This is a genomic window from Pseudomonas sp. MF08875, assembly GCF_059862525.1.
Map to the genome: position 1 here is coordinate 13,390 of NZ_JCBCUW010000051.1, position 26,624 is coordinate 40,013.

Consider the following 26,624-nt stretch of genomic DNA (forward strand, 5'->3'; position numbering starts at 1 on the left):
GGAACGCAACAGCGTGAGGCTTAGAACACGTACTGGGCGCGGACCACGAAACCGTCGCCGCTGTCGTCGCCGGTACGACGCGCCGGGGTGCCGCCGCTGGCGGCGGTGGCGTTGGTCACGTTGTCGGTCTTGGCCTTGAGGTAGGCGGCGGAGATTTTCACCGCTTCGTTGGCGTACCAGTTCACGCCCAGGGTGTGCACCTTGGCTTCAGCGTCGCCGACGTCACGGGTCAGGCTGGCGGTGGTGATGTTGTCGTCTTCGACGGTCAGGCTGTCGTAGCGATAGAACAGTTCCCAGGCACCGATGGCTTTGTTGGCCGGTTTGATTGCGTCGAATTTGCCGACTTTATAGCCGCGCGATTCGCCGGTCAGGGTGTACGCACCCTGCACGTAGAAGCCATGGCCCTTGATGTCTTCGCGGCTGCTGTCGTCAGCCTTGGTCTTGCGGGCGATGTACTCACCCTGGATCGAGGCCGGGCCCATGGCGAACGCGGCTTCCAGACCGAAGGCGTCATCGCGGTCATAAGAGCCTGCTGGCGAGGAAGAGCTGCCACCCAGGATCGGACGGTTGCCGTTGGTGCCGGCGTCGTTGCCGCCCAGGGTTTCCACGCCGCGGATGCCCATACGGGTGCGGTAGCGCGAATCGAACGCGGTGTCGGAAACATCGCGGGACGCGAGGTTCACACCAAAGTGCAGCACGTTGCCAGCCTCGTGCATCGGCGCAAACACAAAGCGGCCGTTGACCTGCTTGACGCTGTTGCCGTCGGTGTCGTCGGTGTCTTTGCTGAACACGCCAGCCGAGGCGTAGAACGAGTCGGCGAAGGTGCTGGAGGCTTGCAGGCCCAGGCCGTTTTGGTGGCTGTTGGCCCAATCGACCATGTCATAGGCCATGTTGCGCTCTGGCGCGGTGACCCACTTGGAGCTGGTGGCTTTTTCCAGGCCGAAGTCCGGGTCAAAACGGCCGACCTTGATCGATACAGGCTTGAAGCCGTTATAGGCCAGGGACGCTTCGTCGAAGTAGCCGTTGTCCGAATCGCCGGCGTTATGGGAGAAGTCGTAGCTGATGGCATAGGCCCAGTCGGTGTAGAGCACACCGGACAACTCCAGGAACGCGCGACGGAAGTAAGCCGCGTCAGCGGTGTCGCCATTCTTCGTGTACACGCCGTCGAACTGGCTGTAGTCCGCCTGCAAACGCCCGCCGAGCTTGAAGCTGAATTCTTTGTCGGTGGTAGCAACCTCAAGGCCGCCCTTGGTTTTGACTACGATATCGGCGCCGTCAGTGGTGACAGTGCCAGCGAAAGCCTGGGCGGTAACTGCCAGGGCCAGGGCGCTGGCGGCAAAACCGGCGAAGTGCTTACGGATCATCGAAGAGTTCCCCTAATTGGTGGTCTTTGGCGTTGGAAAACACGCGGGGCTGGCCCGCTGGTGTTGGGAGGGAATCTTGGCGGCGGGTTATTTCAGAGGAGTTGCTGATATATAAAGATTTTGTTACAGCGGAACTTTTTTACTTCGAAAAGAAATAAGCGGTTCAGACGGCGAGCGGCAAGCTGTAAGCCGCAATCTAGAGCGGTTCGGGGGAGTTTTCGGCGGGAGGCGAGGGCTATTTGATGGTGTTTTTTTGTTCGGCAGCGAGGCGTGCAGCCAGTTCGTCCAGGCCCGGTACGGGGGGTTCCGGCAGCTCGCGCAGGGTCGCTTGCAGCAAGCGCATCTGGCGCATGAAACGGCGGCAATTGGGGCAGAACAGCAGGTGATGATGCATCATCAGTCGTTCACGAAAACTCAGTTGGCCATCGATAAAGTCGCTGGAGCGGGCCACTTGTTCCTTACAGGTCAGCATTCGCCGGTTTCCTCGAAATGTTCCACGGTTGCGAAAACTTTGAGCCGTGCCCTGTGTAGCAGCACGCGGACATTGGAGAGGGAGATATGCAGAAGATTACAGATTTCCTCCATCTCCAGACCCTGGCGCTCGCGCAGCAACAGCACGCTGCTTTGCAACTCGGAGAGGCTAAGCAAGGTGTGTTCCAGGCATTGACGCAACTGCTCCTGGCTGAGCAAGGCTTCCGGGGAATCCTGATGCCAGGCGTAAGGAGCCACCAGCCAGTGGCCATCCTCGTGACTGAAGCGTTCGTCACCGAGGGTACCGTGGGGGGCGGGCAGGTCGTCGAGTAGCACTTCGCGGCGGTTTTGCCGGTAGCGGCCCTTGGCGGCGTTGGCGGTGATGGTCAGCAACCAAGTCTTGAGGCTCGAACGCCCCTCGAACTTCGCCAGGCTGCGCACCACCGAGAGCCAGGCATCCTGCACCACTTCATCGGCATGGCGGTTGCCGACGATGGCGTAGGCCACGGCGCGCATGGCGCTTTGATAGGTGCTGACCAACTGTTTGTAGGCCAATTGCTCGCCCGCCAGTAGGCGCTCGATCAGTTGTGCATCATCCTTAGCCAACATTCACTGCCCTTCCTGTCGCGGTTAGGAGAAGGCCGCAGGTATTGGGAAACCTGCGACAGCGCCCAAAAGTTACAGCGCTTTAACCCCTTCGAATGCAGGAAATTTCATCTTTTAGCGCGCGAAACATAACCGACAGGTCAGAGCTTGCGCAGAATCACGCTACCAATCGAGTAACCCGCACCGAACGAACTGAGCACGGCCAGGGAGCCGGTCGGCAAATCGTCTTGGTACTTGTGGAAAGCAATCACCGAACCGGCCGAGCTGGTGTTGGCGTAGGTATCGAGAATCACTGGCGCCTCGACTTCCGTGGCTTCGCGGCCCAACAGTTTCTTGACGATCAGGTGGTTCATGCTCAGGTTCGCCTGATGCAGCCAGAAACGCTTCACATCGCCGACGTTGAGCGAATTTTCCTGCAAATGGGCGCCGATCAGTTCCGCCACCATCGGGCACACATCGCGGAACACCTTGCGGCCTTCCTGCACGAACAGCTTGTCCGGGGCGCCGATGCCTTCTTCCGCGGCACGGTTGAGGAAGCCGAAGTTATTGCGGATGTTGTTGGAGAACTTGGTCAGCAGCTTGGTGCTGACAATGTCGAACTGATGCTTGGAGGTGGCCAGGTCGGCCCGCTCGATGATGACGGCGGTGGCCGCGTCGCCAAAGATGAAGTGGCTGTCGCGGTCACGGAAATTCAGGTGGCCGGTGCAGACTTCCGGGTTGACCATCAGGATCGCCCGGGCCTGGCCCAGTTGCACGCTGTTGGCCGCAGCCTGGATGCCGAAGGTGGCGGAGGAGCAGGCCACGTTCATATCAAAGCCGAACCCCTGGATGCCCAGCGCTTCTTGCACTTCGATGGCAATGGCTGGGTAGGCGCGTTGCAGGTTGGAGCAGGCGACGATCACGCCGTCGATGTCGGCCGCGGTCTTGCCGGCGCGCTGCAAGGCTTGTTCGGCGGCGCCGATGGCCATTTGGCAAAGCACCGACCACTCGTCATTGCTGCGCTCGGGCAGGCGCGGGGCCATGCGCTGCGGGTCAAGGATGCCTTCCTTGTCCATCACGAAGCGGCTCTTGATACCGGAAGCTTTTTCGATAAAAGCGGCGTTGGATTCGGTCAGCGCCTGAACCTCGCCGCGGGCGATGGCCTCGGCGTTGTCGTGGTTGAATTGGGCCACGTAGGTGTTGAAAGACTGCACCAGTTCTTCGTTGGAAATGCTGTTGGCCGGTGTGTACAGGCCGGTGCCACTGATGACGACGTTATGCATGGTCGTTTCTCTAATCCGTTCAGGCAGAAAGCATTGGCACCGACGTACCAACACATAAAGGGTCCGGCTCCCTTAGAGGGCCGGGCCTGGCGTCGCTTTATTCCGATCCGCCGTGGCTGCGAAAGCGCAGCACTGCGGGTACGGCGTTTATAGCGGCGAAGTTTGCCATAAACGCCAGCATTTGGCCCCTATGCCGAGACGACAGGGCAGCAGGGCAAATGCACTAGGGCTCTACTTGGCTCCACTGTTTGCTCAGGCGTTTGTCTGAAATCGGCACCTTGGTGCCCAACTGCTGGGCAAACAACGACACCCGGTACTCCTCCAGCCACCAGCGGTACAGCTCCAATTGCGGGTCGCGCTTGCCTTCCTGAGCATGCTTGGCGACACGGGCCTGGTACTGCGCCCACAGGCCGCTCAACTCGCCGCTCCAGACCCGGTCCTTCTGCACCTGGCCGGGGAGTTTTTCCAGGCGCAGTTCGATGGCTTTGAGGTAGCGCGGCAATTCTTTGAGCCACTGCACCGGGGTTTCGCGCACAAACCCTGGGTACACCAGGTTGCCCAGTTGCTGCTTGATGTCGTTGAGGGCCACGGCGCGGGCCAGGTCGATCTTGCCCTTGAAGCACTTTTGCAGGCCATGCCACAGCTTGAGGATGTCCAGGGTCAGGCGCGCCAGGCGTTCAGCGTGTTCGGTCCAGGCGCCGCGCTTGCGTTCGGCCAGGGACGCGAGCCCGGCACCGTCGCGGGGCAGGCTGGTTTCGCCGTCCAACACGCAGCTGTCGAGGCTGGCCAGCAGAATGTCTTCGACCAGGGCATCGATGCGCCCCAGTTCGCGGTACATCAGCCCCAGTTCGGTGAGGCCCGGTAATTTGCCGCGCAGGAACTTCGCCGGCTCCGCCAGTTGCTGCATCAGCAGGCGCTGCAAGGCGCGGCGGTGCTGGAACTCGGCTTCGGCCAGGGTGGAGAAGCGCCCTTCCTTGACCGTGCCGCCCTCTTCCACCAGCGCCGGGTACACCGTCATCGACAGCCCGGCGATGTTCTGTTGAGTTTTCTCGGCCACCGCGGCGAACGCCTTGGGTTGCACCGGCTCCTGACTTTTCGCCGTGTGCGGCACCGCCAGCGCAGCCTGGCTGGCCTCGGCGAAACGAGCGGTCAACTGTGCCCAATCACGGCCCTCGCCGAGGAACTTGCCCTGGCCATCGACGATTTCCAGGTTCATGCGCAAATGGCTGTCGACCTGCTGCGCCGCCTCGGCCCAGGCTTCATCGCTGACGCGCACCCCGGTCATGCGCAGCAACTCGCGGCCCAGGGCCTGGGGCAGCGAGCCTTCGGCGAAGGTGATGCGCGCCAACGCGGCCTTGACGAAATCCGGCACCGGCACGAAGTTCTTGCGCAGGGCCTTGGGCAGGTTGCGCACCAGGGCGATGCACTTGGCTTCGATCAACCCCGGCACCAGCCATTCCAGACGCTCGGGCGGCAACGCCGGCAGCAGCGGCGCGGGCACGCGCAAGGTCACGCCGTCACGCGGGTGGTTGGGCTCGAAGTGATAGCTCAGCGCCAAGGCCAAATCGCCCAAGTGCAGGGTGTCGGGGTAATGGGCGGCGGTGACTTCGCTGGCCTCGCGGGCTAGCACGTCTTCCTCGCGCATCATTAATAACTGCGGGTCTTTCTGGCTGTGGACCTTGTACCAACTGTCAAACGTGGCCGTTTGGTGGATCTCGGCGGGCAGGCGCGCGTCGTAGAAGGCATACAGGGTTTCTTCGTCGGCCAGGATGTCGCGCCGGCGCGCCTTGGCTTCCAGTTCGTCCAACTGCTCCAGCAGGCGCGTGTTGGCGCTCAGGCACTTGGCCCGCGACTGGATTTCCCCGCGCACCAGGCCTTCGCGGATAAACAGCTCACGCGCCAGCGGCGGGTCGATCGGCCCGTAATGCACCGGGCGGCGGCCGACCACGATCAGGCCGAACAGGGTGATCTGCTCGAACGCCACGACCTGGCCGCGCTTCTTCTCCCAGTGCGGCTCGAAGTGGTTTTTCTTTATCAGGTGCCCGGCCAGCGGCTCGATCCAGTCCGGTTCGATCTTGGCCACCATGCGCGCATAGAGCTTGGTGGTTTCCACCAGTTCGGCGGTCATCAGCCATTGCGGGCGCTTTTTGCCCAGGCCCGAGGACGGGTGAATCCAGAACCGCCGCTGGCGGGCGCCGAGGTAGTCGCCGTCCTCGGTTTTCTGCCCGATCTGGCTGAGCAGGCCCACCAGCACGGCCTTGTGCAGTTTCGGGTAGTCGGCCGGCTCTTTATTGACGGCCAACTGCATGTCGCGGCAGATCAGGCTCAATTGGCGGTGGGAATCGCGCCACTCGCGCAGGCGCAAATAGTTGAGGAAATTTTTGCGGCACCAGTTGCGCAGCGGGCTGGCGGTCAGGGCCTGGCGCTGTTCCTCAAAACCGCGCCACAGGTTGACCAACCCGGCGAAGTCCGAGTCCACGTCCTTCCACTGCGCGTGGGCCTGGTCGGCGGCCTGTTGGCGCTCCGGCGGGCGCTCGCGGGGGTCCTGGATCGACATGGCGCTGGCGACGATCAGCACTTCCTGCAAGCTGCCCAGTTTGGCCGCTTCCAGCAGCATGCGGCCCATGCGCGGGTCCACCGGCAGGCGCGCCAACTGACGGCCCAGCGGGGTCAATTGGCTGTTGCGGTCCACCGCCGAGAGTTCTTGCAGCAGGTTGAAGCCGTCGCTGATGGCCTTGCCGTCCGGCGGTTCGATAAAGGGGAAGTCGGTGATTTCGCCCAGGCGCAGGTGAAGCATTTGCAGGATCACCGCGGCCAGGTTGGTGCGCAGGATCTCCGGGTCGGTGAACTCGGGGCGCGCGAGGAAATCCTCCTCGGCGTACAGGCGAATGCAGATGCCCGGTTCGACCCGCCCGCAGCGGCCCTTGCGCTGGTTGGCGCTGGCCTGGGAAATCGCCTCGATGGGCAGGCGCTGGACCTTGGCGCGGTAGCTGTAGCGGCTGATGCGCGCGGTGCCGCTGTCGATCACATAGCGAATGCCCGGTACTGTCAGGGAGGTTTCCGCGACGTTGGTGGCCAGCACCACGCGCCGCCCCGGGTGGGACTGGAAAATCCGCTGTTGCTCGGCCGGCGACAGGCGCGCGTACAACGGCAAAATCTCGGTGTGCTTGAGCTGGGCCTTGCGCAGCATGTCGGCGGCGTCGCGGATTTCCCGCTCACCGGGCAAAAACACCAACACATCGCCCGGGCTCTTGCGCTCGCTACGCTCATGGGCGGCGATTTCGTCGAGGGTGGCGAGAATGGCCTGGTCCACCGTCAAGTCGTCCTCGACCCGGTTGCCCTCCTCGTCCTGCTCCAGGGTCAGGGGCCGATACCAGGTCTGCACCGGGAAGGTGCGGCCCGAGACTTCGACGATCGGCGCGTCATTGAAGTGCTTGGAGAAGCGCTCCAGGTCGATGGTGGCCGAGGTGATGATGACTTTCAGGTCGGGGCGGCGCGGCAACAGGGTCTTGAGGTAGCCGAGCAAAAAATCGATGTTGAGGCTGCGTTCGTGGGCCTCGTCGACAATGATCGTGTCGTAGCGCTCCAGGTAGCGGTCGTTCTGGGTCTCGGCCAGGAGGATGCCGTCGGTCATCAACTTGACCAGGGTATTGGCGTCGCTCTGGTCCTCGAACCGCACCTGATAACCCACCAACGCACCCAACGGCGTGGCCAGTTCTTCGGCGACCCGGCTCGCCACGCTGCGCGCCGCGATCCGCCGCGGCTGGGTGTGGCCGATCAAGCCGTACTGGCCACGGCCGATTTCCAGGCAGATCTTAGGCAACTGGGTGGTTTTGCCCGAGCCGGTTTCGCCGGCGATTATCAGCACCTGATGCTTTAGCAATGCAGCCTTGATTTCATCGCGCTTGGCGGCAATGGGCAGGCTGTCGTCGTAGCGGATCAGCGGCAGGCTGGCCCGCCGCGCCAGCACCCGGGCGCAGGACGCCTGCGCGCGCTCCAGCCACTGCGCCAGCTTGGCCTCGTCGGGTTGCTTGCGCAGCTCCAGCAACTGGCGGCGCAACCGGTGACGGTCGGCGAGCATGGCGTGGTCGAGGTTTTTCAGCAGTTGGTCGAAAGCAGGCGATTGGTCAGTCATCAGGTAGGCAAAGGTCGTCTAGTGGCGCAGGGCGGCGATTGTCGCAGATTTATGGCCATCACCGCAGGTCGGGTGTGAGCCTGCGCAGGCCCACTCCCACACTGCGGCTCACTCGTTATCCAGGCCCTTGCGCCGGTACGGGAACACGTCGATTACTTTCCCGGCGCGGATCGCCTCTTGCAGGCTTTTCCAGTAGTCGGCGTTGTACAGCTCGCCGTGGAGTTGGTCGAACAGCCGCCGTTGGCCGGCGTCGGCGAACAGAAACGGCGGGAACTCCTCGGGGAACACGTCCAGCGGACCGATGGAGTACCAGGGTTCTGAAGCCATTTCGTCTTCCGGGGTGCGCGGCTGCGGGATGTGGCGGAAGTTGGCCTCGGTGAGGAAGCAGATTTCGTCGTAGTCGTAGAACACCACACGGCCGTGGCGGGTGACGCCGAAGTTCTTGAGCAGCATGTCGCCGGGGAAGATGTTCGCCGCCGCCAGTTGCTTGATGGCCAGGCCGTAGTCCTCCAGGGCTTCGCGCACCTGGGCGTCGTTGGCGTTTTCCAGGTACAGGTTCAGGGGCGTCATGCGCCGCTCGGTCCAGCAGTGGCGGATCAGCACCGTGTCGCCATGCACCTCGACCGTGCCCGCCGCCACTTCCAGCAATTCGGCCAGGCACGCCGGCTCGAACTTGCTCAACGGGAAGCGAAAATCGGCGAACTCCTGGGTATCGGCCATGCGCCCGACGCGATCGACGCTTTTCACCAAGCGGTACTTTTCGATCACCGTGGCGCGGTCGACGTTTTTCGACGGCGAGAAGCGGTCCTTGATGATCTTGAACACCGTGTTGAAGCCCGGCAGGGTGAACACGCTCATGACCATGCCACGCACGCCCGGGGCCATGATGAACTGGTCGTCGGTGTTGGCCAGGTGATTGATGAGGGCGCGGTAGAACTCCGACTTGCCGTGTTTGTAGAAACCAATGGAGGTGTACAGCTCGGCGATGTGCTTGCCCGGCAGGATGCGCTTGAGAAAGCCGATGAACTCGGCTGGCACCGGCACATCCACCATGAAGTAGGAACGGGTGAAGGAAAAGATGATCGACACGTCCGCTTCATCGGTAATCAGCGCGTCGATCTGGATCCCGCGGCCCTCGCGGTGCAACAGCGGGATCACCAGCGGCCACTGCTCGTCCGGGGTGTAGATGCGCCCCACCAGGTACGCGCCCTTGTTGCGGTACAGCACCGAGGAAAACAGCTCCACTGAAAGGTGCGGGTCCTTGCAGACCCAGTCCGGCAGGTTCTCGCGCAGTTGCGCGAGCAGGCGCCGCAGGTCGCCGGGTAGGTCGGCGTAGGGTTCGCTGAAGCTGTAGTCGACGAAAATCTGCTCCAGCATGCCCGACAGCTCGCCCTCGGGTTTGTAGGTGCGGGTCTGCGCGGCGCGGGCGCGGCGCAGGCTGGGCCGGGTGGTGTGGATAAACATGCAGCCGTCGCTAATCAGGTCATGGCTGAACAGCCCGCAGAACGTGGAGTTGTACCAGGTCTCGGACAGCTCATCGTCGAAACGCAGGTCGATCAGGCTGATATAGGCGCTCTTGACCAGGGGCCAGAAACTCACGTCGAGCAGGGCCTGGCCGTCGAAGGCCTGGTGCAGGCGCGCCACGGTTTCGCCGACTTTTTCTTCGTAGAGGTTGATGCGTGCCGCCGACGCGGCCTGGGCCTCCTGCCACAGGGCTTGCTCGAACCGCGCCCGGGCGCCGTCGGTGATCTGGCGAAAGTGCTCACGGTAATCGTCGAAGCCTTCAAGGATCATTCGAGCGATATCGGCGGCGGGCCATTGCTGCGGCATAGGAAGACCTCTGCGGGAATTTGCGAAGCCTGGAGCTTAGCCAGTGCCCGGGCCCAGGAGAAGGGCCAATGTGGGCAATTGCTAGACTCTGGTGGCCAGGCGCTCGCGCCGTACCTTGAGCCCGGCCATCAACGACGGGCCCAACGCCGTCAGCGCCGACCCCAGCACCACCAGCAACGCGCCGAAGTAGGCCAGGCCATTGATCTGCTCGGCGTGCACGTAATCGGGCCACAGCCACGCGGCCAGGGCCACGGCAACGAAAGTCACCAGCGGCGTGATCGCCAGGGTCGCACTGACCCGCGAGGCTTCCCAGTGGGCCAGGGCCTCGGCAAACGCACCGTAGCCGATCAGGGTATTGAGGCAACAGGCGAACAGCAAAAAGCCTTGCAGCGACGTCAGGTGCAAGGCCTCCAGCGGATGCACCCAAGGGGTGAGCACCAACGCGCAGAACAGGTAGATGACCATCATCACCTGCAACGAACTCCACACCGTCAGCAGTTGCTTCTGGCCCAGGGCGTAGAAGGTCCAGACCGTGGAGCCGGCCAGCACCAGCAGCACGCCAGCGGTGTAGTCGGTCAGGGAGGTGAGCAATTCCACCAGGCGTTGGTTGAAGAACAACCCGAACCCGACCAGCAGCACCAACAGCCCCACGCCCTGGCCGAGGGTGAAACGCTCGCGAAAGATGAACACGCTGGCCACCAGCAGCATCACCGGGCCGGTCTGCACCACCAGTTGCGCGGTGCCGGGGCTGAGCAGGTTGAGGCCCATCAGGTACAGCACGTAGTTGCCCGCCAGCCCCAGCGAGGCCAGCAGCACCAGCCATTTACCGCGCTTACCCAGCACCTTGCGGCTCGGCAAGCGCCGGGCCAGGGCGAGGTAGATGAAGAGCAGGCCACCGGCCACGAGCAGCCGATACCAGGTCACGGTCAGGGGGTCCATGACCACCAGCACCTGCTTGAGCTTGATCGGCAAGATCCCCCACAACAACGCGGTCAACAAGGCCAGGAGCAGCCCATAAACCCAGCGACCGGACGAAACGTGCATGGCGAACCTCTGAAGCGACGGCGAAAGACCGCCATTCTAGGCCCACCACGGCGCGACACACAGTCACAGTTTGAAACGCGCCGCAGGCAGAACTGTATGGGGCGGTTGCCCTACAGCATGGAAAGCACCTTTTACCCTGTGGGAGAAACACCTGTGGGAGCAGGCTTGCCCGCGATGGCGGTGGGTCAGCCACTCATCCAGCAACTGATGTGGCGCCATCGCGAGCAGGCTCGCTCCCACAGAGGAAAATGAAAATCCCACCCGCTCCCACATAAGACCCATTCAATAATTGCAGGGCTTGTAGCGCTTCAACGCACCGCTTCAAACAACCCGGTAGCGCCCATGCCGCCGCCCACGCACATGGTGACGATGCCGTAGCGCAGGTTGCGCCGTTGCAGTTCGCGCACCAGGTGGCCGACCTGGCGCGAGCCGGTCATGCCGAAGGGGTGGCCGATGGAAATCGAGCCGCCGTTGACGTTGTATTTGGCGTTGTCGATTTCCAGGCGATTGCGCGCGTAGAGGCACTGGGAGGCGAAGGCTTCGTTGAGTTCCCACAGGTCGATATCGGCCACTTGCAGGCCTTTGGCCTTAAGCAATTTGGGCACCGAGAACACCGGGCCGATGCCCATTTCGTCCGGTTCGCAACCGGCCACGGTGAAACCGCGGAAGAACGCCTTGGGCTTAAGGCCCAGTTGCAGGGCTTTTTCCAGGCTCATCACCAGGGTCATGGAAGCGCCATCGGACAGCTGCGAAGAGTTGCCCGCCGTCACCGAGCCGTCTTCGGCGAACACCGGTTTGAGCCCGGCCAGGCTCTGCAACGTGGTGTCGGGGCGGTTGCAGTCGTCGCGCTCGACCACGCCATCAAGTATCTGCACCTGGCCGCTGGCCTTGTCTTCGACCGCATACTTGACCGCCATGGGCACGATTTCATCGTCGAACAAGCCGTCGGCCTGGGCCTGGGCGGTGCGTTGCTGGCTTTGCAGGGCGTACAGGTCCTGTTCCTCGCGGCTGACGTTGTAGCGCCGCGCGACGATCTCGGCCGTCTGGCCCATGGGCATGTAGATGCCCGGCACCTGCTCCTTGAGCTGCGGGTTAATCAGGTGGTCGGTGTTGACGCTTTTGAGGGTCAGGCTGATGGATTCCACCCCGCCGGCGACGATGATGTCGCTGCACCCGGAGGCGATCTGGTTGGCCGCGATGGCAATCGCCTGCAGGCCCGAGGAGCAGAAGCGGTTGAGGGTCATGCCTGCCGTGCCGGTGCCCAGGCGCGACAGCACCGCCACGTTGCGCCCGATGTTGTAGCCCTGGGCACCTTCGTTGGAGCCGGCGCCGACGATGCAGTCCTCGACACTGGCCGGGTCGATGCCGTGGCGGCTCAGCAGCGCATTGACGCAATGGGCCGCCATGTCATCGGGGCGGGTCTGGTTGAACTTGCCGCGAAAGGACTTGGCAAGGCCGGTACGCACACTGTCGACGATCACTACTTCACGCATGCCACACCTCGGGATTGTTGTTGTCGGTTGAGAGTGGCCCGAGAGTAAATCCCCGGGCGCGCCGACCGCGACAATCATTCATCGGGCGTATGCAAAACCATTGGGTAGGCCGGCCCCCTTGTAAAAAGCGGGCTTGCTACACGTAGGGTTATTTCTTTTTGTCCTGCTTGTCCGAGCGGACAAAGGCCGCTTCCAACGCCTGGTTGATCGTGCGCAGCACCTTGACCCGCGCCCAGCGCTTGTCGTTGGCTTCCACCAGGGTCCAGGCCGAAACTTCGGTGCTGGTGCGGTCAACCATGTCACCGACGGCGGCGCGGTAGTCGTCCCATTTTTCGCGGTTGCGCCAGTCGTCTTCGGTGATCTTGAAGCGCTTGAAGGGAATTTCCTCCCGTTCCTGGAAGCGTTCGAGCTGGGTCTGCTTGTCGATGGCCAGCCAGAACTTGACCACAATCACCCGGGCATCGCTCAGTTGTTCCTCGAAGTCGTTGATTTCGCCGTAGGCACGCATCCAGTCGGCCTTGGCGCAAAAGCCTTCGACCCGTTCCACCAGCACCCGGCCGTACCACGAACGGTCGAACACGGTGAATTTGCCCCGCGCCGGAATGTGCCGCCAAAAGCGCCACAGGTACGGCTGCGCGCGTTCTTCCTCGGTGGGCGCGGCGATGGGCACGATGCGGTACTGGCGCGGGTCCAGGGCGGCAGCCACGCGGCGGATCGCGCCGCCCTTACCGGCCGCATCGTTGCCCTCGAACACCGCCACCAAGGCGTGCTTGCGCATGCGTTTGTCGCGCATCAACCCCGACAGGCGCGCCTGTTCGGTAATCAGTTGTTCTTCGTAGTCGGCTTTGTCCAAGCGCTGGCTCATGTCCAGGCTGCCCAGCAGGCTCAGTTGGTCGATGCTCGGCGGCAGCGGCGCGGCGCTGACCCGGTCGGGGTTGACCTTGGGCCGGCTCAGCGCCGCGTGCAGGCCTTCGAGCAGGATCTTGCCCACGGTGAGGCTGCGGTAATGGGCGTCCACGCCTTCGATCACGTACCAGGGCGCGTAGTCGCGGCTGGTGCGGCGCAGCACCCGCTCGCCAAAGCGCACGAAGCGGTCGTAGGTTTCGGACTGCTGCCAGTCCAGCGGGCTGATGCGCCAACTGTGCAGCGGGTCGTCGCGCAGGGCCTTGAGGCGGTTTTTCATTTGCTTCTTGGACAGGTGGAACCAGAACTTGAAGATCAGCGCGCCTTCATCGCAGAGCATTTTCTCCAGGCGTTCGGCACCGCCGATGGCCTGGTCCAGGCCAGGGTCCTTGAAGCGCCCGTGGACCCGGCCCTGGAGCATCTGGCTGTACCAGTTGCCGAAGAAAATCCCCATGCGCCCCTTGGCCGGCAGCAGGCGCCAGTAGCGCCAGGCCGGCGGGCGGGCCAGTTCTTCGTCGGACTGCTGGTCGAAGGTGCGCACCTCGATCAGGCGCGGGTCCATCCACTCGTTGAGCAGCTTGACGGTTTCGCCCTTGCCCGCCCCCTCGATGCCATTAATCAGCACGATGACCGGAAAGCGGCCCTGCTGCTGCAACTCGAACTGGGCTTCGAGCAAAGCTTCGCGCAGGGCCGGCACTTCGGCGTCGTAGGTGTCTTTGTCGATGGCGTGACCGATTTCGGCGGATTCAAACATGAGCGGCTCCCTTCCAAGATTGAGCAAGACTAGCGGATCGCATAGGGCGGCGGTGGAACAAAATCCACCCCCTTCCCCGGACGGGACGCACAGCAGGCCGCGGATTTTCCGCCCTTGGATCAGCGCCCACCTTGCCATGGATCAATCGCCACCACCCTGATCGGCTAGAATGGCGCCCTTGCCGTAGCCGAGCCGACCATGACCACTGCCCTGCCCCACGCCCAGATCGACTGGGACGACCAAGGTCGCCCGCACTCGCGGGTGTTTGACGACGTGTATTTCTCCGACCAATCGGGCCTTGCCGAAACCCGCTACGTGTTCATCGAGCAAAACCGCTTGGGCGAGCGTTTCGCCGCGCTGGCGCCCCACGGGCGGCTGGTGATTGGCGAAACCGGGTTCGGCACCGGGCTCAACTTTCTCTGTGCCTGGCAGTTGTTCGAGCAACAGGCGCCGGCCGGGGCGCGGCTGCATTTTGTCAGTGTCGAAAAATACCCCTTGAGCCACGCCGACCTGAGCCGGGCTCTGGCCCTGTGGCCCGAGTTGCAGCCGTTGGCCGAGCAGTTGCTGGCGCAATACGTGGCGATCCACGCCGGCTTCCAGTGCCTGATCCTGGGCCATGGCCGGGTCAGCCTGACCCTGTTGATCGGCGACGCCCTGGAGCAATTGCCGCAACTGGATGGCCAGGTCGATGCGTGGTTCCTCGACGGTTTTGCCCCAGCGAAAAACCCTGACATGTGGACCGCCGAACTGTTCACCGAACTGGCGCGCCTGGCCGCCCCCGGCGCGACCCTCAGCACCTTCACCAGCACCGGTTGGGTACGGCGCCTGCTCAACGGCGCCGGGTTCAAGATGAAGCGCACCCCGGGCATCGGCCACAAGTGGGAGATCCTGCGCGGCGAGTTCCTCGGCTGGCCCGCCGACGTGGCACCGCCCGCCGCCAGCAAACCCTGGTTCGCCCGCCCTGCGCCGCCCCACGGCGAGCGCCGGGCCCTGGTGATCGGTGCCGGCCTGGCCGGTTGCGCCAGCGCCGCCAGCCTCGCGGTGCGGGGCTGGCAGGTCACCCTGCTGGAGCGTCACGGCGCCGTGGCCCAGGAGGCCTCGGGCAACCCGCAAGGGGTGCTGTACCTCAAGCTGTCGGCCCACGGCACCGCGTTGTCGCGCTTGATCGTCAGCGGTTTCGGCCACACCCGGCGCCTGCTGGAGCAACTGCAACGCGGCCACGACTGGGACGCCTGCGGCGTGCTGCAACTGGCGTTCGACCCCAAGGAAGCCGAGCGCCAGGGCCAATTGGCCGAGGCCTTCGCCCCCGACCTGCTGCACTTGCTAGACCGCGACCAGGCGCAAGCCCTGGCCGGGGTGGAACTGGCCCACGGCGGGCTGTTTTTCCCCGAGGGCGGCTGGGTACATCCGCCGGCCCTGTGCCAGTGGTTGGCCAGCCAACCGGGGATCGAATTGCTGACCCACCATGAAGCCCTGGCGCTGCGCAAGGTTGACGGCCAGTGGCAAGCCTTGGCGGGCGAGCAGGTACTGGCCGAGGCGCCCGTGGTGGTGCTGGCCGGGGCCGCCGAGATCAAGGGTTTCAGCCAAAGCGCCGGGTTGCCCCTCAAGCGCATCCGCGGGCAGATCACCCGGTTGCCCGCCACCGCTACCAGCCAAAGCCTGGCCACGGTGGTTTGCGCCGAAGGCTACGTGGCACCGATGCGCGGCGGCGAACACACCCTGGGCGCCAGTTTCGATTTCAAGAGCCAGGACAGCGCCACCACTGCCGCCGACCACGCCAGCAACCTGCAACTGCTGGAGGCCATTTCCAGCGACCTCTTCCAGCGCCTGCACGCCGGGCAACTGGACCCGGCCCAACTCCAGGGCCGCGCCGCGTTCCGCTGCACCAGCCCCGACTACCTGCCCATCGTCGGCCCATTGGCCGACCTGCCCGCGTTCGCCCAGGCCTACGCCGCATTGGCCAAGGACGCCCGCCAGGTGCCGGATGTGCCCTGCCCGTGGCTTGACGGGTTGTTCGTCAACAGCGGCCACGGCTCGCGCGGCCTGATTACCGCGCCGCTGGCCGCGCAGTTGCTGGCGGCATGGCTGGATGACGAACCCCTGCCCGTGCCCAAGGACGTGGCCCAGGCCTGCCACCCCAACCGCTTCGCCCTGCGCGCCCTGGTGCGCGGCAAGGCCTGAGGCCCACGCGCTCAGCGGCGCTCGGGAATGCTACAGATACCCAGGTGGCCTTTAACAGCGAACGGCAATACTTAAGCGCAGGTACCAGGCCTCGCATTGCGGCCTCGGTGCGCCGCTGAAAATCTTGCAGGTTGTGGAGGTTGGTTCGCAGTTCCTGCAGGTCTTGCCCGTGGGCGTGCAGCAACCACGGCGCCAGGTTCTCGCGCAGGACCTGGGCGTTATCCAGATCGCCGGTCATGTCCAGCAATGCCGCCAATTGTTCGTCCCGCGAAACGGTCGATGGGGGGTTAACCGCGCGGTCTTGCCTTGCCACTGTGTTCGCTCCTGATTAAGCCGCGAACCCTGACGAACAACCTTGCCCGCCCCTGCTGAAGAACCCACGGCGCGGCTTACTAAAGCACTCGGTGCACCGGCCCAGGGCGCAACTATTTACTACCCGATGCGCCGGCCCACGCGCTTGCGCCGCGGCCGCTTATAACGGATCGATCTAAAACTCCCAGGTTCGACACCGGTCAGTTTCCTTGCCCGCGCTGTTTTGGCGCCGGCACGAATGCCCCTCCCCAACGGAAAAACCGGTAAGGAATTTATGTGCGGATTAGCTGGCGAGTTACGTTTCGATCACCACCCTGCCGACCTGGCAGCGGTGGAAAGAATCACCCATCACCTGGCCCCTCGCGGCCCCGACGCCTGGGGTTTTCATAGCCAGGGGCCGGTTGCCCTGGGCCATCGGCGGCTGAAAATCATGGACCTCTCGGACGGCTCGGCCCAGCCGATGGTGGACGCGCAACTGGGCCTGTCCCTGGCCTTCAACGGGGCGATCTACAACTTCCCCGAACTGCGCACCGAGCTGGAAGGCCTGGGCTACGCCTTTTATTCCGGCGGCGACACCGAAGTGCTGCTCAAGGGCTACCACGCCTGGGGCGCCGACCTGCTGCCCAAGCTCAACGGCATGTTCGCCTTCGCCATTTGGGAACGCGACGCGCAGCGTCTGTTCATCGCCCGCGACCGCCTCGGCGTCAAGCCGTTGTACCTGTCGCGCACTGGCCAGCGCCTGCGCTTTGCCTCCACGTTGCCGGCGCTGCTCAAGGGCGGTGACATCAACCCGCTGCTGGACCCGGTGGCGCTCAACCACTACCTGAACTTCCACGCCGTGGTGCCGGCGCCGCGCACCCTGCTGGCGGGCATCGAAAAACTGCCCCCCGCCACCTGGCTGCGCATCGACGCCGATGGCCGCACCGAGCAAAAAACCTGGTGGAGCCTGGCCTACGGCCCGCGTGCCGATGAGCAGCACCTGACGCTGGAGGATTGGACCGACCGCGTGCTGGACAGCACCCGCGAGGCCGTGGCCATTCGCCAACGGGCGGCGGTGGATGTGGGTGTGCTGCTCTCCGGCGGCGTAGACTCCAGCCTGCTGGTGGGCTTACTGCGTGAAGTGGGCGTGGAGCAACTGTCGACTTTCTCCATCGGTTTTGCCGATGCCGGCGGCGAACGGGGCGATGAGTTCCAATACTCGGACCTGATCGCCCAGCACTACGGCACCGAACACCACCAGTTGCGCATCGCCGAAAAAGAAATCATCGAGCAACTGCCGGCGGCATTCCGCGCCATGAGCGAGCCGATGGTCAGCCACGACTGCATTGCTTTCTACCTGCTGTCGCGGGAGGTGGCCAAGCACTGCAAAGTGGTGCAAAGCGGCCAGGGCGCCGACGAGTTGTTCGCCGGGTATCACTGGTACCCACAGGTGGACGGCGCCAGCGACCCGTACGCGGCCTATCGCGAGGCGTTCTTCGACCGCAGCTACGACGACTACGCGGCCACCGTGCAGCCGCAGTGGCTGACCGCCAACGACGCGGCCGGGGATTTTGTGCGCGAGCACTTCGCCCAGCCCGGCGCCGAGGCCGCCGTGGACAAGGCCCTGCGCCTGGACAGCACGGTGATGCTGGTGGACGACCCGGTCAAACGGGTCGACAACATGACCATGGCCTGGGGCCTGGAGGCGCGCACGCCGTTCCTCGACTATCGCCTGGTGGAGCTGTCGGCACGGGTGCCCGGCCGGTTCAAGCTGCCCGACGGCGGCAAGCAGGTGCTCAAGGAAGCGGCGCGGCGGGTTATCCCCAGCGCGGTGATCGACCGCAAGAAAGGCTACTTCCCGGTGCCTGGCCTCAAGCATTTGCAGGGCGACACCCTGGGCTGGGTGCGCGAGTTGCTGCTCGACCCCAGCCAGGATCGCGGCCTGTTCAACCCGGCCATGCTCGACCGTTTGCTCAGCGACCCGCAGGGCCAGTTGACGCCGCTGCGCGGCTCCAAGTTGTGGCAACTGGCCGCGCTGAACCTATGGCTCAGCGAACAAGGAATCTGACCGATGAAACCCCATGCCTCCGCCTACAGCCAACGCCTGTTGCGCGGCCAGACGCCGTCCTATGAGCGCTTACAGGCGCGTTTTGCCGAAGACGGCAGCGAACCCGGCCCCGACCCCATCGCCGTGCATTGCGGCTGGGGCCGCTTGCTCATCGGCCACACCTTCCCCGACCCCGCCAGCCTGGCCTGCGAGTTGCTTCACGAAGCGCCCGGCGAACGGGACATCGCCCTCTACGTGGCCGCACCCCAACAGGTGCTGGGGCTGGAACCGGCGCAGCTGTTCCTCGACCCTTCCGACACCCTGCGCCTGTGGTTCACCGACTACCGCCAGGCCACCCGAGTGTTTCGCGGTTTTCGCATTCGCCGCGCGCAAAGCGAGGCGGACTGGCAGGCCATCAACACGCTGTACCAGGCGCGCGGCATGCTGCCCGTCGACCCGCAACGCCTGACCCCGCGCCACGAGGGCGGCCCGGTGTACTGGCTGGCCGAGGACGAAGACAGCGGCGCGGTGATCGGCAGCGTCATGGGCCTGAACCACCACAAGGCGTTCCATGACCCGGAGAACGGTTCAAGCCTCTGGTGCCTGGCGGTGGACCCGCACTGCACGCGGCCCGGGGTGGGCGAGGTGCTGGTACGGCATTTGATCGAGCACTTCATGAGCCGGGGCCTGAGTTACCTCGACCTCTCGGTGCTGCACGACAACCGCCAGGCCAAGCAGCTCTACGCCAAATTGGGCTTTCGCACCCTCACCACCTTCGCCATCAAGCACAAGAACGGCATCAACCAGCCACTATTCCTCGGGCCGGGGCCAAGCGCCGAGCTCAACCCCTATGCACGGATCATTGTCGAAGAAGCCCACCGCCGCGGCATCGACGTGCAAGTCGAAGACGCCGACAGTGGCCTGTTCACCCTCACCCACGGCGGGCGCCGGGTGCGCTGCCGCGAATCCCTCAGCGACCTGACCAGCGCCATCAGCATGAGCCTGTGCCAGGACAAAAGCCTGACCCACAAGGTACTCAAGGCTGCGGGCCTGAACGTGCCGGCCCAGCAACGAGTGGGCAATGCCGACGACAACCTGGCGTTTCTCGACGAGCACACGCGGGTAGTGGTCAAGCCTTTGGACGGCGAACAGGGCCAGGGCGTGGCGGTGGACCTGTGCACCATCGAAGAGGTGCAGCAGGCCATCGACAGCGCGCGCCAGTTCGACAGCCGCGTGTTGCTGGAAAGCTTCCACGAGGGCCTGGACCTGCGCATCCTGGTGATCGGTTTTGAGGTGGTGGCCGCCGCCATCCGCCACCCGGCGCACATCGTCGGCGACGGCCAGCACAGCATCGGCGCGTTGATCGAAGCCCAGAGCCGACGGCGCCAGGCCGCCACCGACGGCGAAAGCAAAATCCCCCTGGACGCCGAAACCCAGCGCACCCTGCACGCGGCCGGCTACGACTACGACAGCATCCTGCCCCCCGGCCAACGCCTGGCCGTGCGCCGCACCGCCAACCTGCACACCGGCGGCACCCTGGAAGACGTGACCGCAATGCTGCACCCCACCCTGATCGATGCCGCCCTGCGCGCCGCGCGCGCCCTGGACATCCCGATGGTGGGCCTGGACCTGATGGTGCCCGCCGCCAACCGCCCCGAATACGTGTTTATCGAGGCCAACGAACGCGCCGGCCTGGCCAACCACGAACCCCAACCCACCGCCGAGCGCTTTGTGGATTTGTTGTTTCCCCATAGCCGCTGAGGCTTTAAGAGCGGGCCTGCGCAGAAATTGCGCTTGTCGGTTTTTTTGTGGGAGCGGGCTTGCCCGCGATGACAGCAGCTCAGTCGACATCTCGACTGATTTTCTATGCAGCCATCGCGGGCAAGCCCGCTCCCACACTGAACGGCTCCTACAGATGGCCCCGCACAGATCCCCCTTCCCCACCCAGGAGTTTCCATGAGCCGTACCATCCCGGAACCCGACCTCGCCTACTTGCAGAAAGTCCTGCTGGAAATGCTCGCCATTCCCAGCCCCACCGGTTTTACCGACACCATCGTGCGCTACGTCGCCGAGCGTCTGGAGGAGCTGGGCATCCCGTTCGAGCTGACTCGCCGGGGCACCCTTCGCGCCACGCTCAAGGGCCGGCAAAACAGCCCCGACCGAGCGGTGTGCGCGCACCTGGACACCATCGGCGCCAGCGTGCGGGCGATCAAGGACAACGGGCGCCTGAGCCTGGCGCCGGTGGGGTGCTGGTCGAGCCGGTTTGCCGAAGGCAGCCGTGTCAGCCTGTTCACCGACAACGGCGTGATCCGCGGCAGCGTGTTACCGCTGATGGCCTCGGGGCATGCGTTCAACACGGCGGTGGATGAAATGCCCATCAGCTGGGACCACGTGGAGCTGCGCCTGGACGCCTACTGCGCCACCCGCGCCGATTGCGATTCCCTGGGCATCGGTATCGGCGATTTCGTCGCCTTCGACCCCTTGCCCGAATTCACCGACAGCGGCCACATCAGCGCCCGCCATCTGGACGACAAGGCCGGGGTGGCGGAGCTGCTGGCGGCGCTCAAGGCCATTGTCGACAGCGGCCAGAGCCTGATGATCGACTGCCACCCGCTGTTCACCATCACCGAAGAAACCGGCAGCGGCGCGGCCTCGGCCCTGCCATGGGATGTCAGCGAGTTCGTCGGCATCGACATCGCCCCGGTCGCCCCCGGCCAGCACTCCAGCGAGCACGCGGTGAGCGTGGCCATGCAGGATTCGGGCGGGCCGTACGACTATCACCTGTCGCGCCATTTGCTGCGCCTGGCCGGCGACAACGAGTTGCCGGTGCGCCGCGACTTGTTCCGCTACTACTTCAGCGACGCCCATTCGGCGGTCACCGCCGGCCACGATATCCGCACCGCCCTGCTGGCCTTCGGCTGCGATGCCACCCACGGCTACGAGCGCACCCACATCGACAGCCTCGCGGCCCTCAGCCGCCTGTTGGGCGCCTACATCCTCAGCCCGCCGGTGTTCGCCAGCGACGCCCAACCGGCCCAGGGTTCCCTGGACCGCTTCAGCCATCAACTGGAGCACGACGCGCAAATGGAAAGCGACACCCGCGTGCCCTCGGTGGACAGCGTGGTAGGCCCAAAACGCGACGGCTGACGGGGCTTAGCCGGGTTGGCAGTTTTTCGGGAGCGGCCAACTGCGCGTCGCCACCCGGGTTTTCAGCGCGTAGGGCAAGGTGATGCCCACCGCTTGTTTGCCTATGCGTTTTTCCAGGGCGCGGATACTGACGATGTAGCTGTCCAGCGGCCCCAGGCCCGGCACGTTGGGAAATAGCCAACTGAGGGTCTGGGTGCGCCCGGCGGCGTCCTTAGTGACCAGGGTCTTCCAGAAGTAATCCGGGGTGCGGATACCGTGGGAGGCCAGGAAGTGGTCGTTGCGCGGGTCGTTGTAAAGCACCCCGCCGTAAACCTGCACCGGCGCCAGGTCGCGATAGCACTCGGCGATTTCCTCAGTCTGGCGCCACACCCCCTGATTGAATGAGCGCCACTGCGGCACGATGTTGGTCATGCGGTGCGTCAGGGCAATGCTGCGCGGGTTGTGATCCAAATGATTGGAAGTCACCAGGTGGCCGCGGTCCCAGCCCTTGGCCACGCGGTCGTAGGACGCGGCGCTCAACTGCTGCTGGCAATGGCCCGGCAAGCTCGGGTCGAGTTCAAAGCCACGGGGGCGCGGCGCGTTGCCTTTGTCTGCCGTCAACCGGTAAGCGAAGCGCAGGGCCGTGCGGTTATCACAGTCATAACGCAGGCTGAACAGCCCACGGTCCAGGGTGATAATCGTGGCCGCGCGGGCCTGTGGCAGCGCCAGGCAAAAACTCAACAACAGGCCGACGAGGCCCGGGTGGCGGGGGGTGAAACGTGCAATCCATGCATTCATCTGAGGGGTTTCCTAGTTCGTCATTGCAGTCAATCTGCATGAGCGAGGCTAGGGCCGGAGCGCCGGATGAATGCTGTTAATATCTACCACTTTTCGCGGATGCACCGCCGAGGCGCCCATGCTGATCCCCCACGACCAACTCGAAGTAGACACCCTGACCCGCTTGATCGAAGACTTCGTCACCCGTGACGGCACCGACAACGGTGACGACACGCCGCTGGAAACCCGCGTGCTGCGCGTTCGCCAGGCGTTGACCAAGGGGCAGGCGTTGATTGTGTTCGACCCCGAGAGCCAGCAGTGTCAACTGATGCTCAAGCATGACGTGCCCAAGGCCCTGTTCGACTAACCCTGGCCCTGGGTCCTCTTGGCGCCCTGGCGGGCGATGATGCGTTCATACACCTCGGCCCGATGGACCTCGACGTTTTTCGGCGCCTCGACGCCAAAGCGAACATTGCTGCCGTTGACGGAAAGTATGCGTACGGTGATGTTGTCGCCGATGGAAATCAGCTCGCCGACAACGCGGCTCAATACAAGCATGGCACTAGTCCTTTAGGGTAACCGGGCCTTGAAGATGCCCGCTGGATCCACTGCCTTCAATGCGCCAGCATCAAAACAGTCATCCCCTACGCCACGACGAACCAACCCCTACAGAAATTTCTTTCAAACGCTGCTTTTCGCAGCGGTTTGAACACACCTACAGCCTTCAAGGGCTATTCCTATGCACTCAATACGCTTGCACCGCGTGCGCAGGTAAGGTTTCAGACACTGGAAAAACGCGGGCCAAACAGGATGATGCCGGCACCCACCACGCACAGGGCCACACCCAGCCAATCCGAACTCAAGGGGCGGATGCGCTCCACCAGCCCCAGCCAGCCAATGGACGCAATGATGTAGATACCGCCGTAAGCCGCGTAGGCACGGCCGGCGTAGGTGGCTTCGACCTTGGTCAGCAGCAGGGCGAACAGGGTCAGGCTCAGCAGCGCGGGGATGATCCACCAGGCGCTTTTGCCCTGGCGCAACCACATCCAGAAGGCATAGCACCCGGCGATTTCAAACAGCGCCGCGAGAAAAAACCACAGGTAATTGAGCATGAATCCGCCTCGTTAGGGGTGCCGAAGGTGGCAACCCTAACGAGGCAGCGGCGGGCGGGCAAGTTCAGTTGGCCGCTTGACGGGCCTTGGCGCGCATCTTGTCGGCCATCTGGGTCATTTCGTCGTAGAGCAACTGCGGGTTCTTCTGCTTCAACGCCCAGGCCATGCGCCCCTGCTCGTGGGGCAGAATCATGAACTCGCCGGCCGCGACTTTCTCGTAGATGTAGTCGGCAATGTCGCTGGCGCTGATGGGAGAACTTTCCAGCAACTTGCCCACCTGGGCCTTCATCGCCGGGGTCGGGCCACGGAAAGAGTCCAGCAGGTTGGTCTGGAAGAACGAGGGACACACCACATGCACCGCCACTTCCTGCTGCGCCAACTCGATCAGCAGGCTCTCGGACAACGCCACCACCCCGGCCTTGGCCACGTTGTAGTTGCTCATGGCCGGGCCCTGCATCAGCGCGGCCATGGAGGCGATGTTGATGATCTTGCCGCGGCTTTTTTCCAGCAGAGGCAGGAACGCCTTGCAGCCCTTGACCACACCCATGAGGTTGATCGCGATTTGCCAGTCCCAGTCTTCCAGGGACAGCTCGGCAAAAAAGCCACCCGAGGCCACGCCGGCGTTGTTGACGATCACATCGATGCCACCGAGCTTCTCTTCGCAGGCCTGGGCGAACGCCGTCAGTTGGCTGTAGTCACGCACGTCGCAGCGCTGGACAAACCCGTCGCCACCGGCCTGGCGCACGAGCCTGAGGGTTTCCTGCAAGCCCGGTTCGCTGACGTCCGACAAGGCCAACTGCCAGCCCTCACGGGCCCAGCGCAGCGCTATTTCGCGACCCAGGCCGGAACCGGCGCCGGTAATCATCATGCGATTTTGCATAAGAAGTTGCCTTGTTGTTCTGGGGAAGTTGGGCCGCAGTGTAGCGAAGGAAATCGGCCCGCCCACGCACCATCAGGGTGCTGAATGCCCCAGGCAAACCCTGGGCACGACGCCCTACGGGAGACACGCGTAAAGGAAATAAGCGGGGGCGGAAAAAACACTAAAAAAACTTGGAATCTTCCGTGTCGGCGACCAGTCGGAGTCTTTAAGCGCTCAACTCCTTAACCATTGAGCGGCGAACTGAAAAGCTACGGTCATTCCAGAAAACACTAATAAGGAAATCGTCATGGGCACCATTCTTCTCGTCATCCTGATCCTCCTACTGGTGGGCGGCCTGCCTGTCTTCCCGCACTCCAAAAGCTGGGGTTATGGCCCCTCGGGCATCATCGGCGTTGTCCTGGTGGTGCTGTTGATCCTGTTGTTGCTGGGCAAGATATAACTGCCGCAAACCTTTAGCAGCGCATAAAAAAAGAGGCCCTCAGGGCTAATGCCAGTCAGTTAAGCTGACTGGCATTTTTATTTCTGATCGGAGACTACGCGGGGAGTGTTCGCCAATCTCGGCAAGGTCAAATGACGGTCGGTGATGACCTTCCTTGGTTGGTCTTGAGTAAGTAATACCGTACTTCCATCTTTAATTTTTGCTCGTTGGACGCCGGGGTCGAGAACTCTAGGATTGGGTTAGGGGAGGCACTCAGGCTTCGGGCATTCTTGATTGTGAGCGGTTTTCTTCATAGGCAGCGGCAGCAGCTCTGGCGAATTCCAGGTATTCAGATCGCCTACGCTCATCCTCATCATCGAAACCAGGAATATCACCCGCCGTAATGGGCTCTTTTTGCTGATAGGGATCATTGGCCGGAATCTGGCATTGGGCTTCAACTTCATTTGGCCAGAGGGGTTCGCGACAAGTTTTTAACGCAAGCCAACGGAAAAATCCCCATAACACGCTGAGTATAAAAACCGCTTTGGATAGATGCGCACCAAGCCAACTCATATTCAACAACATACAGTTGCGTAAAGTGGGGCGAGTGGAAAGAGTTAGTGCCCGGGGGGGATAAGGCAACGCCGCCGGGGAGTCTTCCATATACAAGCGAATCATTTCCCAGTGCTGCAAAATTTCCACATGACTTTCACGGTACTGGCCGACGGCGAAGGTGTAACGCACGATACCGTTATCATCCAGCACATGGCCCCGCAGCTCATAAATATAATGCCCCACATCACGACCGCGCCCGACACACCAATGGACCTTATCCCAATCCAGGGTCATGACACCGTTCTTTTTATTGTGCCGAAAGAGGTAGACCTTGCGATTTATTCGGTTGAAGCGAATGGGGTAATGGGTATAACAGAAAAAATCTTTTGCCAGAGCGAAAAAAGATATCGTAGCCACTAACAGAAAACATAACAGCGTGGCATACCAGCCTGCAAGTATATGAGTTAACGAAGCAATACTTTCACCTTGAGGAGGGGTATATATCTTCGAGCCAAACAAAATTAAAAAATATAACCAAATCGTAGCCATTGGCACGCCCCCCAAAGCGGCCCATCCACGTTGAAAAAACCAACGTTCAATACACTCAACAAATACACTATTAATCTTAATCAGCCCGCTATCTATTGGCGGTAAACTGACCGAGTCTTTTACATCAAGCCTGCCTTCAAACTCACTCTTACTCAGCGGCCTATTAATTTTATAGCGGGTCAACCAACCATCGTAGGCTCGTGTATATTTACTCACAGGTCACCTTCCACGCTCAGACCCAACAACTCATTCCACGCCTTATCTTGCTCAGTAAAAGATACAAAACGGATGGACTCGCTATTACCAAACGGCGTTTTGCCTAGCCATTGTTCTATTTTATTATCGCGCAGCAAGTTGATAACCCAGTCTCCTAGCAATGACAACCCAGCGATCGTTAAAAGAAGAACAATGCCAACACCAAAAGTCATAAAGTTAAACAATAATGCAAATGATGCCACCGTACTTAAAGAGGCGATACTTGAACGTAAAATAAAGACAGGATAGTCACTCTTAGCTATTGCTTCAGATGCACTTATTCCATCCACCACAGCCGTGAGCAGACCGCCAACCACACTCAACCCCTTCGCAATCCCCCCCAATCCACCCAAGCGAGCAACCCAGTCTTTAATCAACGAATTAAACGGCCTAGCCAACCGACTCCCCACCTCCGGATACCGCTTCAACACCCGGTCCGCCATATCCACCCCGGCCCCCGTCAAACTAAAGGCCGCCGCCGTCAAGTTGATGCCCGATTTAACTGTCACGCCCTCTTTCTCCATCAACTCCATCGCCATGTAGCCGTTCCATCCATCCAATATTCCGCCCA

At 62.8% G+C, this 26,624-nt stretch carries 21 protein-coding genes; 6 read left to right on the top strand and 15 right to left on the bottom strand.

The genetic code is table 11. The annotated features are described in order from the left end of the window. Window positions 1-20: 20 nt before the first annotated feature. The 9 genes from AC19YT_RS23470 to pap form a co-directional block, all read right to left on the bottom strand. On the bottom strand, window positions 21-1,364 hold the full coding sequence (locus tag AC19YT_RS23470; protein WP_095107328.1) for an OprO/OprP family phosphate-selective porin: 1,344 nt from the start codon (window positions 1,362-1,364) through the stop codon (window positions 21-23). Window positions 1,365-1,599: 235 nt separating this feature from the next. Next, window positions 1,600-1,836, bottom strand: a complete 237-nt coding sequence (locus AC19YT_RS23475) for an anti-sigma factor family protein (protein WP_095107327.1) — start codon at window positions 1,834-1,836, stop codon at window positions 1,600-1,602. Beyond that, window positions 1,830-2,444, bottom strand: coding sequence for an RNA polymerase sigma factor (locus AC19YT_RS23480; RefSeq protein ID WP_095107326.1), 615 nt, complete (start codon window positions 2,442-2,444; stop codon window positions 1,830-1,832). Before AC19YT_RS23480 ends, AC19YT_RS23475 begins: the two co-directional genes overlap by 7 nt. A 137-nt stretch (window positions 2,445-2,581) precedes the next feature. After that, window positions 2,582-3,703, bottom strand: a complete 1,122-nt coding sequence (locus AC19YT_RS23485; protein ID WP_095107324.1) for a beta-ketoacyl-ACP synthase III — start codon at window positions 3,701-3,703, stop codon at window positions 2,582-2,584. A gap of 223 nt (window positions 3,704-3,926) precedes the next feature. Then, the gene (gene hrpA, locus AC19YT_RS23490; protein ID WP_500611106.1) at window positions 3,927-7,838 is read right to left on the bottom strand and encodes an ATP-dependent RNA helicase HrpA; all 3,912 of its coding nucleotides are present in this window, start codon (window positions 7,836-7,838) and stop codon (window positions 3,927-3,929) included. Window positions 7,839-7,946: 108 nt separating this feature from the next. Beyond that, entirely contained in the window at window positions 7,947-9,668 is a 1,722-nt protein-coding gene (aceK, locus tag AC19YT_RS23495) for a bifunctional isocitrate dehydrogenase kinase/phosphatase (protein WP_500596911.1), read from the bottom strand. Between the two features lie 81 nt (window positions 9,669-9,749). Further along, the gene (locus AC19YT_RS23500) at window positions 9,750-10,712 is read right to left on the bottom strand and encodes a DMT family transporter (RefSeq protein WP_095107321.1); all 963 of its coding nucleotides are present in this window, start codon (window positions 10,710-10,712) and stop codon (window positions 9,750-9,752) included. A 308-nt stretch (window positions 10,713-11,020) separates the two neighbouring features. After that, window positions 11,021-12,205, bottom strand: a complete 1,185-nt coding sequence (locus AC19YT_RS23505) for a thiolase family protein (protein ID WP_095107319.1) — start codon at window positions 12,203-12,205, stop codon at window positions 11,021-11,023. 148 nt (window positions 12,206-12,353) lie between these two features. Continuing rightward, window positions 12,354-13,862: a polyphosphate:AMP phosphotransferase gene (gene pap, locus AC19YT_RS23510; protein ID WP_095107318.1), complete on the bottom strand. Its 1,509-nt coding sequence runs from the start codon at window positions 13,860-13,862 to the stop codon at window positions 12,354-12,356. Between the two features lie 198 nt (window positions 13,863-14,060). Between pap and mnmC the strand changes: the two genes are divergently transcribed. The 4 genes from mnmC (at window position 14,061) to AC19YT_RS23530 (ending at window position 21,528) form a co-directional block, all read left to right on the top strand. Next, the gene (mnmC, locus tag AC19YT_RS23515; RefSeq protein WP_500611107.1) at window positions 14,061-16,043 is read left to right on the top strand and encodes a bifunctional tRNA (5-methylaminomethyl-2-thiouridine)(34)-methyltransferase MnmC2/FAD-dependent 5-carboxymethylaminomethyl-2-thiouridine(34) oxidoreductase MnmC1; all 1,983 of its coding nucleotides are present in this window, start codon (window positions 14,061-14,063) and stop codon (window positions 16,041-16,043) included. A 586-nt stretch (window positions 16,044-16,629) separates the two neighbouring features. Next, complete coding sequence (locus AC19YT_RS23520) at window positions 16,630-18,402, top strand: N-acetylglutaminylglutamine amidotransferase (protein WP_500611108.1); 1,773 nt, start codon at window positions 16,630-16,632, stop codon at window positions 18,400-18,402. A 3-nt stretch (window positions 18,403-18,405) separates the two neighbouring features. Then, window positions 18,406-20,142, top strand: a complete 1,737-nt coding sequence (gene ngg / locus AC19YT_RS23525; RefSeq protein WP_095107312.1) for an N-acetylglutaminylglutamine synthetase — start codon at window positions 18,406-18,408, stop codon at window positions 20,140-20,142. Between the two features lie 195 nt (window positions 20,143-20,337). Then, window positions 20,338-21,528, top strand: coding sequence for an osmoprotectant NAGGN system M42 family peptidase (locus tag AC19YT_RS23530; protein WP_500611109.1), 1,191 nt, complete (start codon window positions 20,338-20,340; stop codon window positions 21,526-21,528). Between the two features lie 6 nt (window positions 21,529-21,534). On the opposite strand, the gene AC19YT_RS23535 is transcribed toward AC19YT_RS23530, so the two are convergent. Next, window positions 21,535-22,305, bottom strand: a complete 771-nt coding sequence (locus tag AC19YT_RS23535) for a DNA/RNA non-specific endonuclease (RefSeq protein WP_500596908.1) — start codon at window positions 22,303-22,305, stop codon at window positions 21,535-21,537. A 118-nt stretch (window positions 22,306-22,423) separates the two neighbouring features. Here AC19YT_RS23535 and AC19YT_RS23540 point away from each other — a divergent pair, with 118 nt between their 5' ends. Then, the gene (locus tag AC19YT_RS23540; RefSeq protein WP_095107308.1) at window positions 22,424-22,651 is read left to right on the top strand and encodes a YheU family protein; all 228 of its coding nucleotides are present in this window, start codon (window positions 22,424-22,426) and stop codon (window positions 22,649-22,651) included. Here AC19YT_RS23540 and csrA read toward each other — a convergent pair. The 3 genes from csrA to AC19YT_RS23555 all read right to left on the bottom strand — a co-directional run bounded on the left by csrA (window position 22,648) and on the right by AC19YT_RS23555 (window position 24,276). Beyond that, on the bottom strand, window positions 22,648-22,842 hold the full coding sequence (csrA, locus tag AC19YT_RS23545) for a carbon storage regulator CsrA (RefSeq protein WP_095107307.1): 195 nt from the start codon (window positions 22,840-22,842) through the stop codon (window positions 22,648-22,650). The two genes, AC19YT_RS23540 and csrA, sit on opposite strands and share 4 nt — an antisense overlap. A gap of 221 nt (window positions 22,843-23,063) precedes the next feature. Continuing rightward, window positions 23,064-23,396 carry a YnfA family protein gene (locus tag AC19YT_RS23550; RefSeq protein WP_095107306.1) on the bottom strand — a complete coding sequence of 111 codons (333 nt, stop codon included), beginning with the start codon at window positions 23,394-23,396 and terminating at the stop codon, window positions 23,064-23,066. Between the two features lie 64 nt (window positions 23,397-23,460). Next, complete coding sequence (locus AC19YT_RS23555) at window positions 23,461-24,276, bottom strand: SDR family oxidoreductase (protein ID WP_095107304.1); 816 nt, start codon at window positions 24,274-24,276, stop codon at window positions 23,461-23,463. A 280-nt stretch (window positions 24,277-24,556) separates the two neighbouring features. Here AC19YT_RS23555 and AC19YT_RS23560 point away from each other — a divergent pair, with 280 nt between their 5' ends. Further along, entirely contained in the window at window positions 24,557-24,715 is a 159-nt protein-coding gene (locus AC19YT_RS23560; protein WP_500611112.1) for a DUF3309 family protein, read from the top strand. 252 nt (window positions 24,716-24,967) lie between these two features. Here the strand turns inward: AC19YT_RS23560 and AC19YT_RS23565 are convergent, their stop codons facing one another. Further along, complete coding sequence (locus AC19YT_RS23565; RefSeq protein ID WP_500611110.1) at window positions 24,968-26,014, bottom strand: DUF6708 domain-containing protein; 1,047 nt, start codon at window positions 26,012-26,014, stop codon at window positions 24,968-24,970. Continuing rightward, on the bottom strand, window positions 26,011-26,624 hold a 614-nt coding region (locus tag AC19YT_RS23570), incomplete at its 5' end, for a hypothetical protein (protein ID WP_500611111.1). The genes AC19YT_RS23565 and AC19YT_RS23570, both read right to left, overlap by 4 nt.

What these genes read in the sequence shown, in the direction of transcription:
- AC19YT_RS23505 (WP_095107319.1), bottom strand. Translation starts at nt 12,205, where the DNA reads ATGCGTGAAGTAGTGATCGTCGACAGTGTGCGTACCGGCCTTGCCAAG.
- AC19YT_RS23475 (WP_095107327.1), bottom strand. Translation starts at nt 1,836, where the DNA reads ATGCTGACCTGTAAGGAACAAGTGGCCCGCTCCAGCGACTTTATCGAT.
- AC19YT_RS23530 (WP_500611109.1), top strand. Translation starts at nt 20,338, where the DNA reads ATGAGCCGTACCATCCCGGAACCCGACCTCGCCTACTTGCAGAAAGTC.
- AC19YT_RS23480 (WP_095107326.1), bottom strand. Translation starts at nt 2,444, where the DNA reads ATGTTGGCTAAGGATGATGCACAACTGATCGAGCGCCTACTGGCGGGC.
- ngg (WP_095107312.1), top strand. Translation starts at nt 18,406, where the DNA reads ATGAAACCCCATGCCTCCGCCTACAGCCAACGCCTGTTGCGCGGCCAG.
- csrA (WP_095107307.1), bottom strand. Translation starts at nt 22,842, where the DNA reads ATGCTTGTATTGAGCCGCGTTGTCGGCGAGCTGATTTCCATCGGCGAC.
- aceK (WP_500596911.1), bottom strand. Translation starts at nt 9,668, where the DNA reads ATGCCGCAGCAATGGCCCGCCGCCGATATCGCTCGAATGATCCTTGAA.
- hrpA (WP_500611106.1), bottom strand. Translation starts at nt 7,838, where the DNA reads ATGACTGACCAATCGCCTGCTTTCGACCAACTGCTGAAAAACCTCGAC.
- AC19YT_RS23535 (WP_500596908.1), bottom strand. Translation starts at nt 22,305, where the DNA reads ATGAATGCATGGATTGCACGTTTCACCCCCCGCCACCCGGGCCTCGTC.
- AC19YT_RS23485 (WP_095107324.1), bottom strand. Translation starts at nt 3,703, where the DNA reads ATGCATAACGTCGTCATCAGTGGCACCGGCCTGTACACACCGGCCAAC.
- AC19YT_RS23555 (WP_095107304.1), bottom strand. Translation starts at nt 24,276, where the DNA reads ATGCAAAATCGCATGATGATTACCGGCGCCGGTTCCGGCCTGGGTCGC.
- pap (WP_095107318.1), bottom strand. Translation starts at nt 13,862, where the DNA reads ATGTTTGAATCCGCCGAAATCGGTCACGCCATCGACAAAGACACCTAC.
- AC19YT_RS23520 (WP_500611108.1), top strand. Translation starts at nt 16,630, where the DNA reads ATGTGCGGATTAGCTGGCGAGTTACGTTTCGATCACCACCCTGCCGAC.
- AC19YT_RS23540 (WP_095107308.1), top strand. Translation starts at nt 22,424, where the DNA reads ATGCTGATCCCCCACGACCAACTCGAAGTAGACACCCTGACCCGCTTG.
- AC19YT_RS23470 (WP_095107328.1), bottom strand. Translation starts at nt 1,364, where the DNA reads ATGATCCGTAAGCACTTCGCCGGTTTTGCCGCCAGCGCCCTGGCCCTG.
- mnmC (WP_500611107.1), top strand. Translation starts at nt 14,061, where the DNA reads ATGACCACTGCCCTGCCCCACGCCCAGATCGACTGGGACGACCAAGGT.
- AC19YT_RS23500 (WP_095107321.1), bottom strand. Translation starts at nt 10,712, where the DNA reads ATGCACGTTTCGTCCGGTCGCTGGGTTTATGGGCTGCTCCTGGCCTTG.
- AC19YT_RS23550 (WP_095107306.1), bottom strand. Translation starts at nt 23,396, where the DNA reads ATGCTCAATTACCTGTGGTTTTTTCTCGCGGCGCTGTTTGAAATCGCC.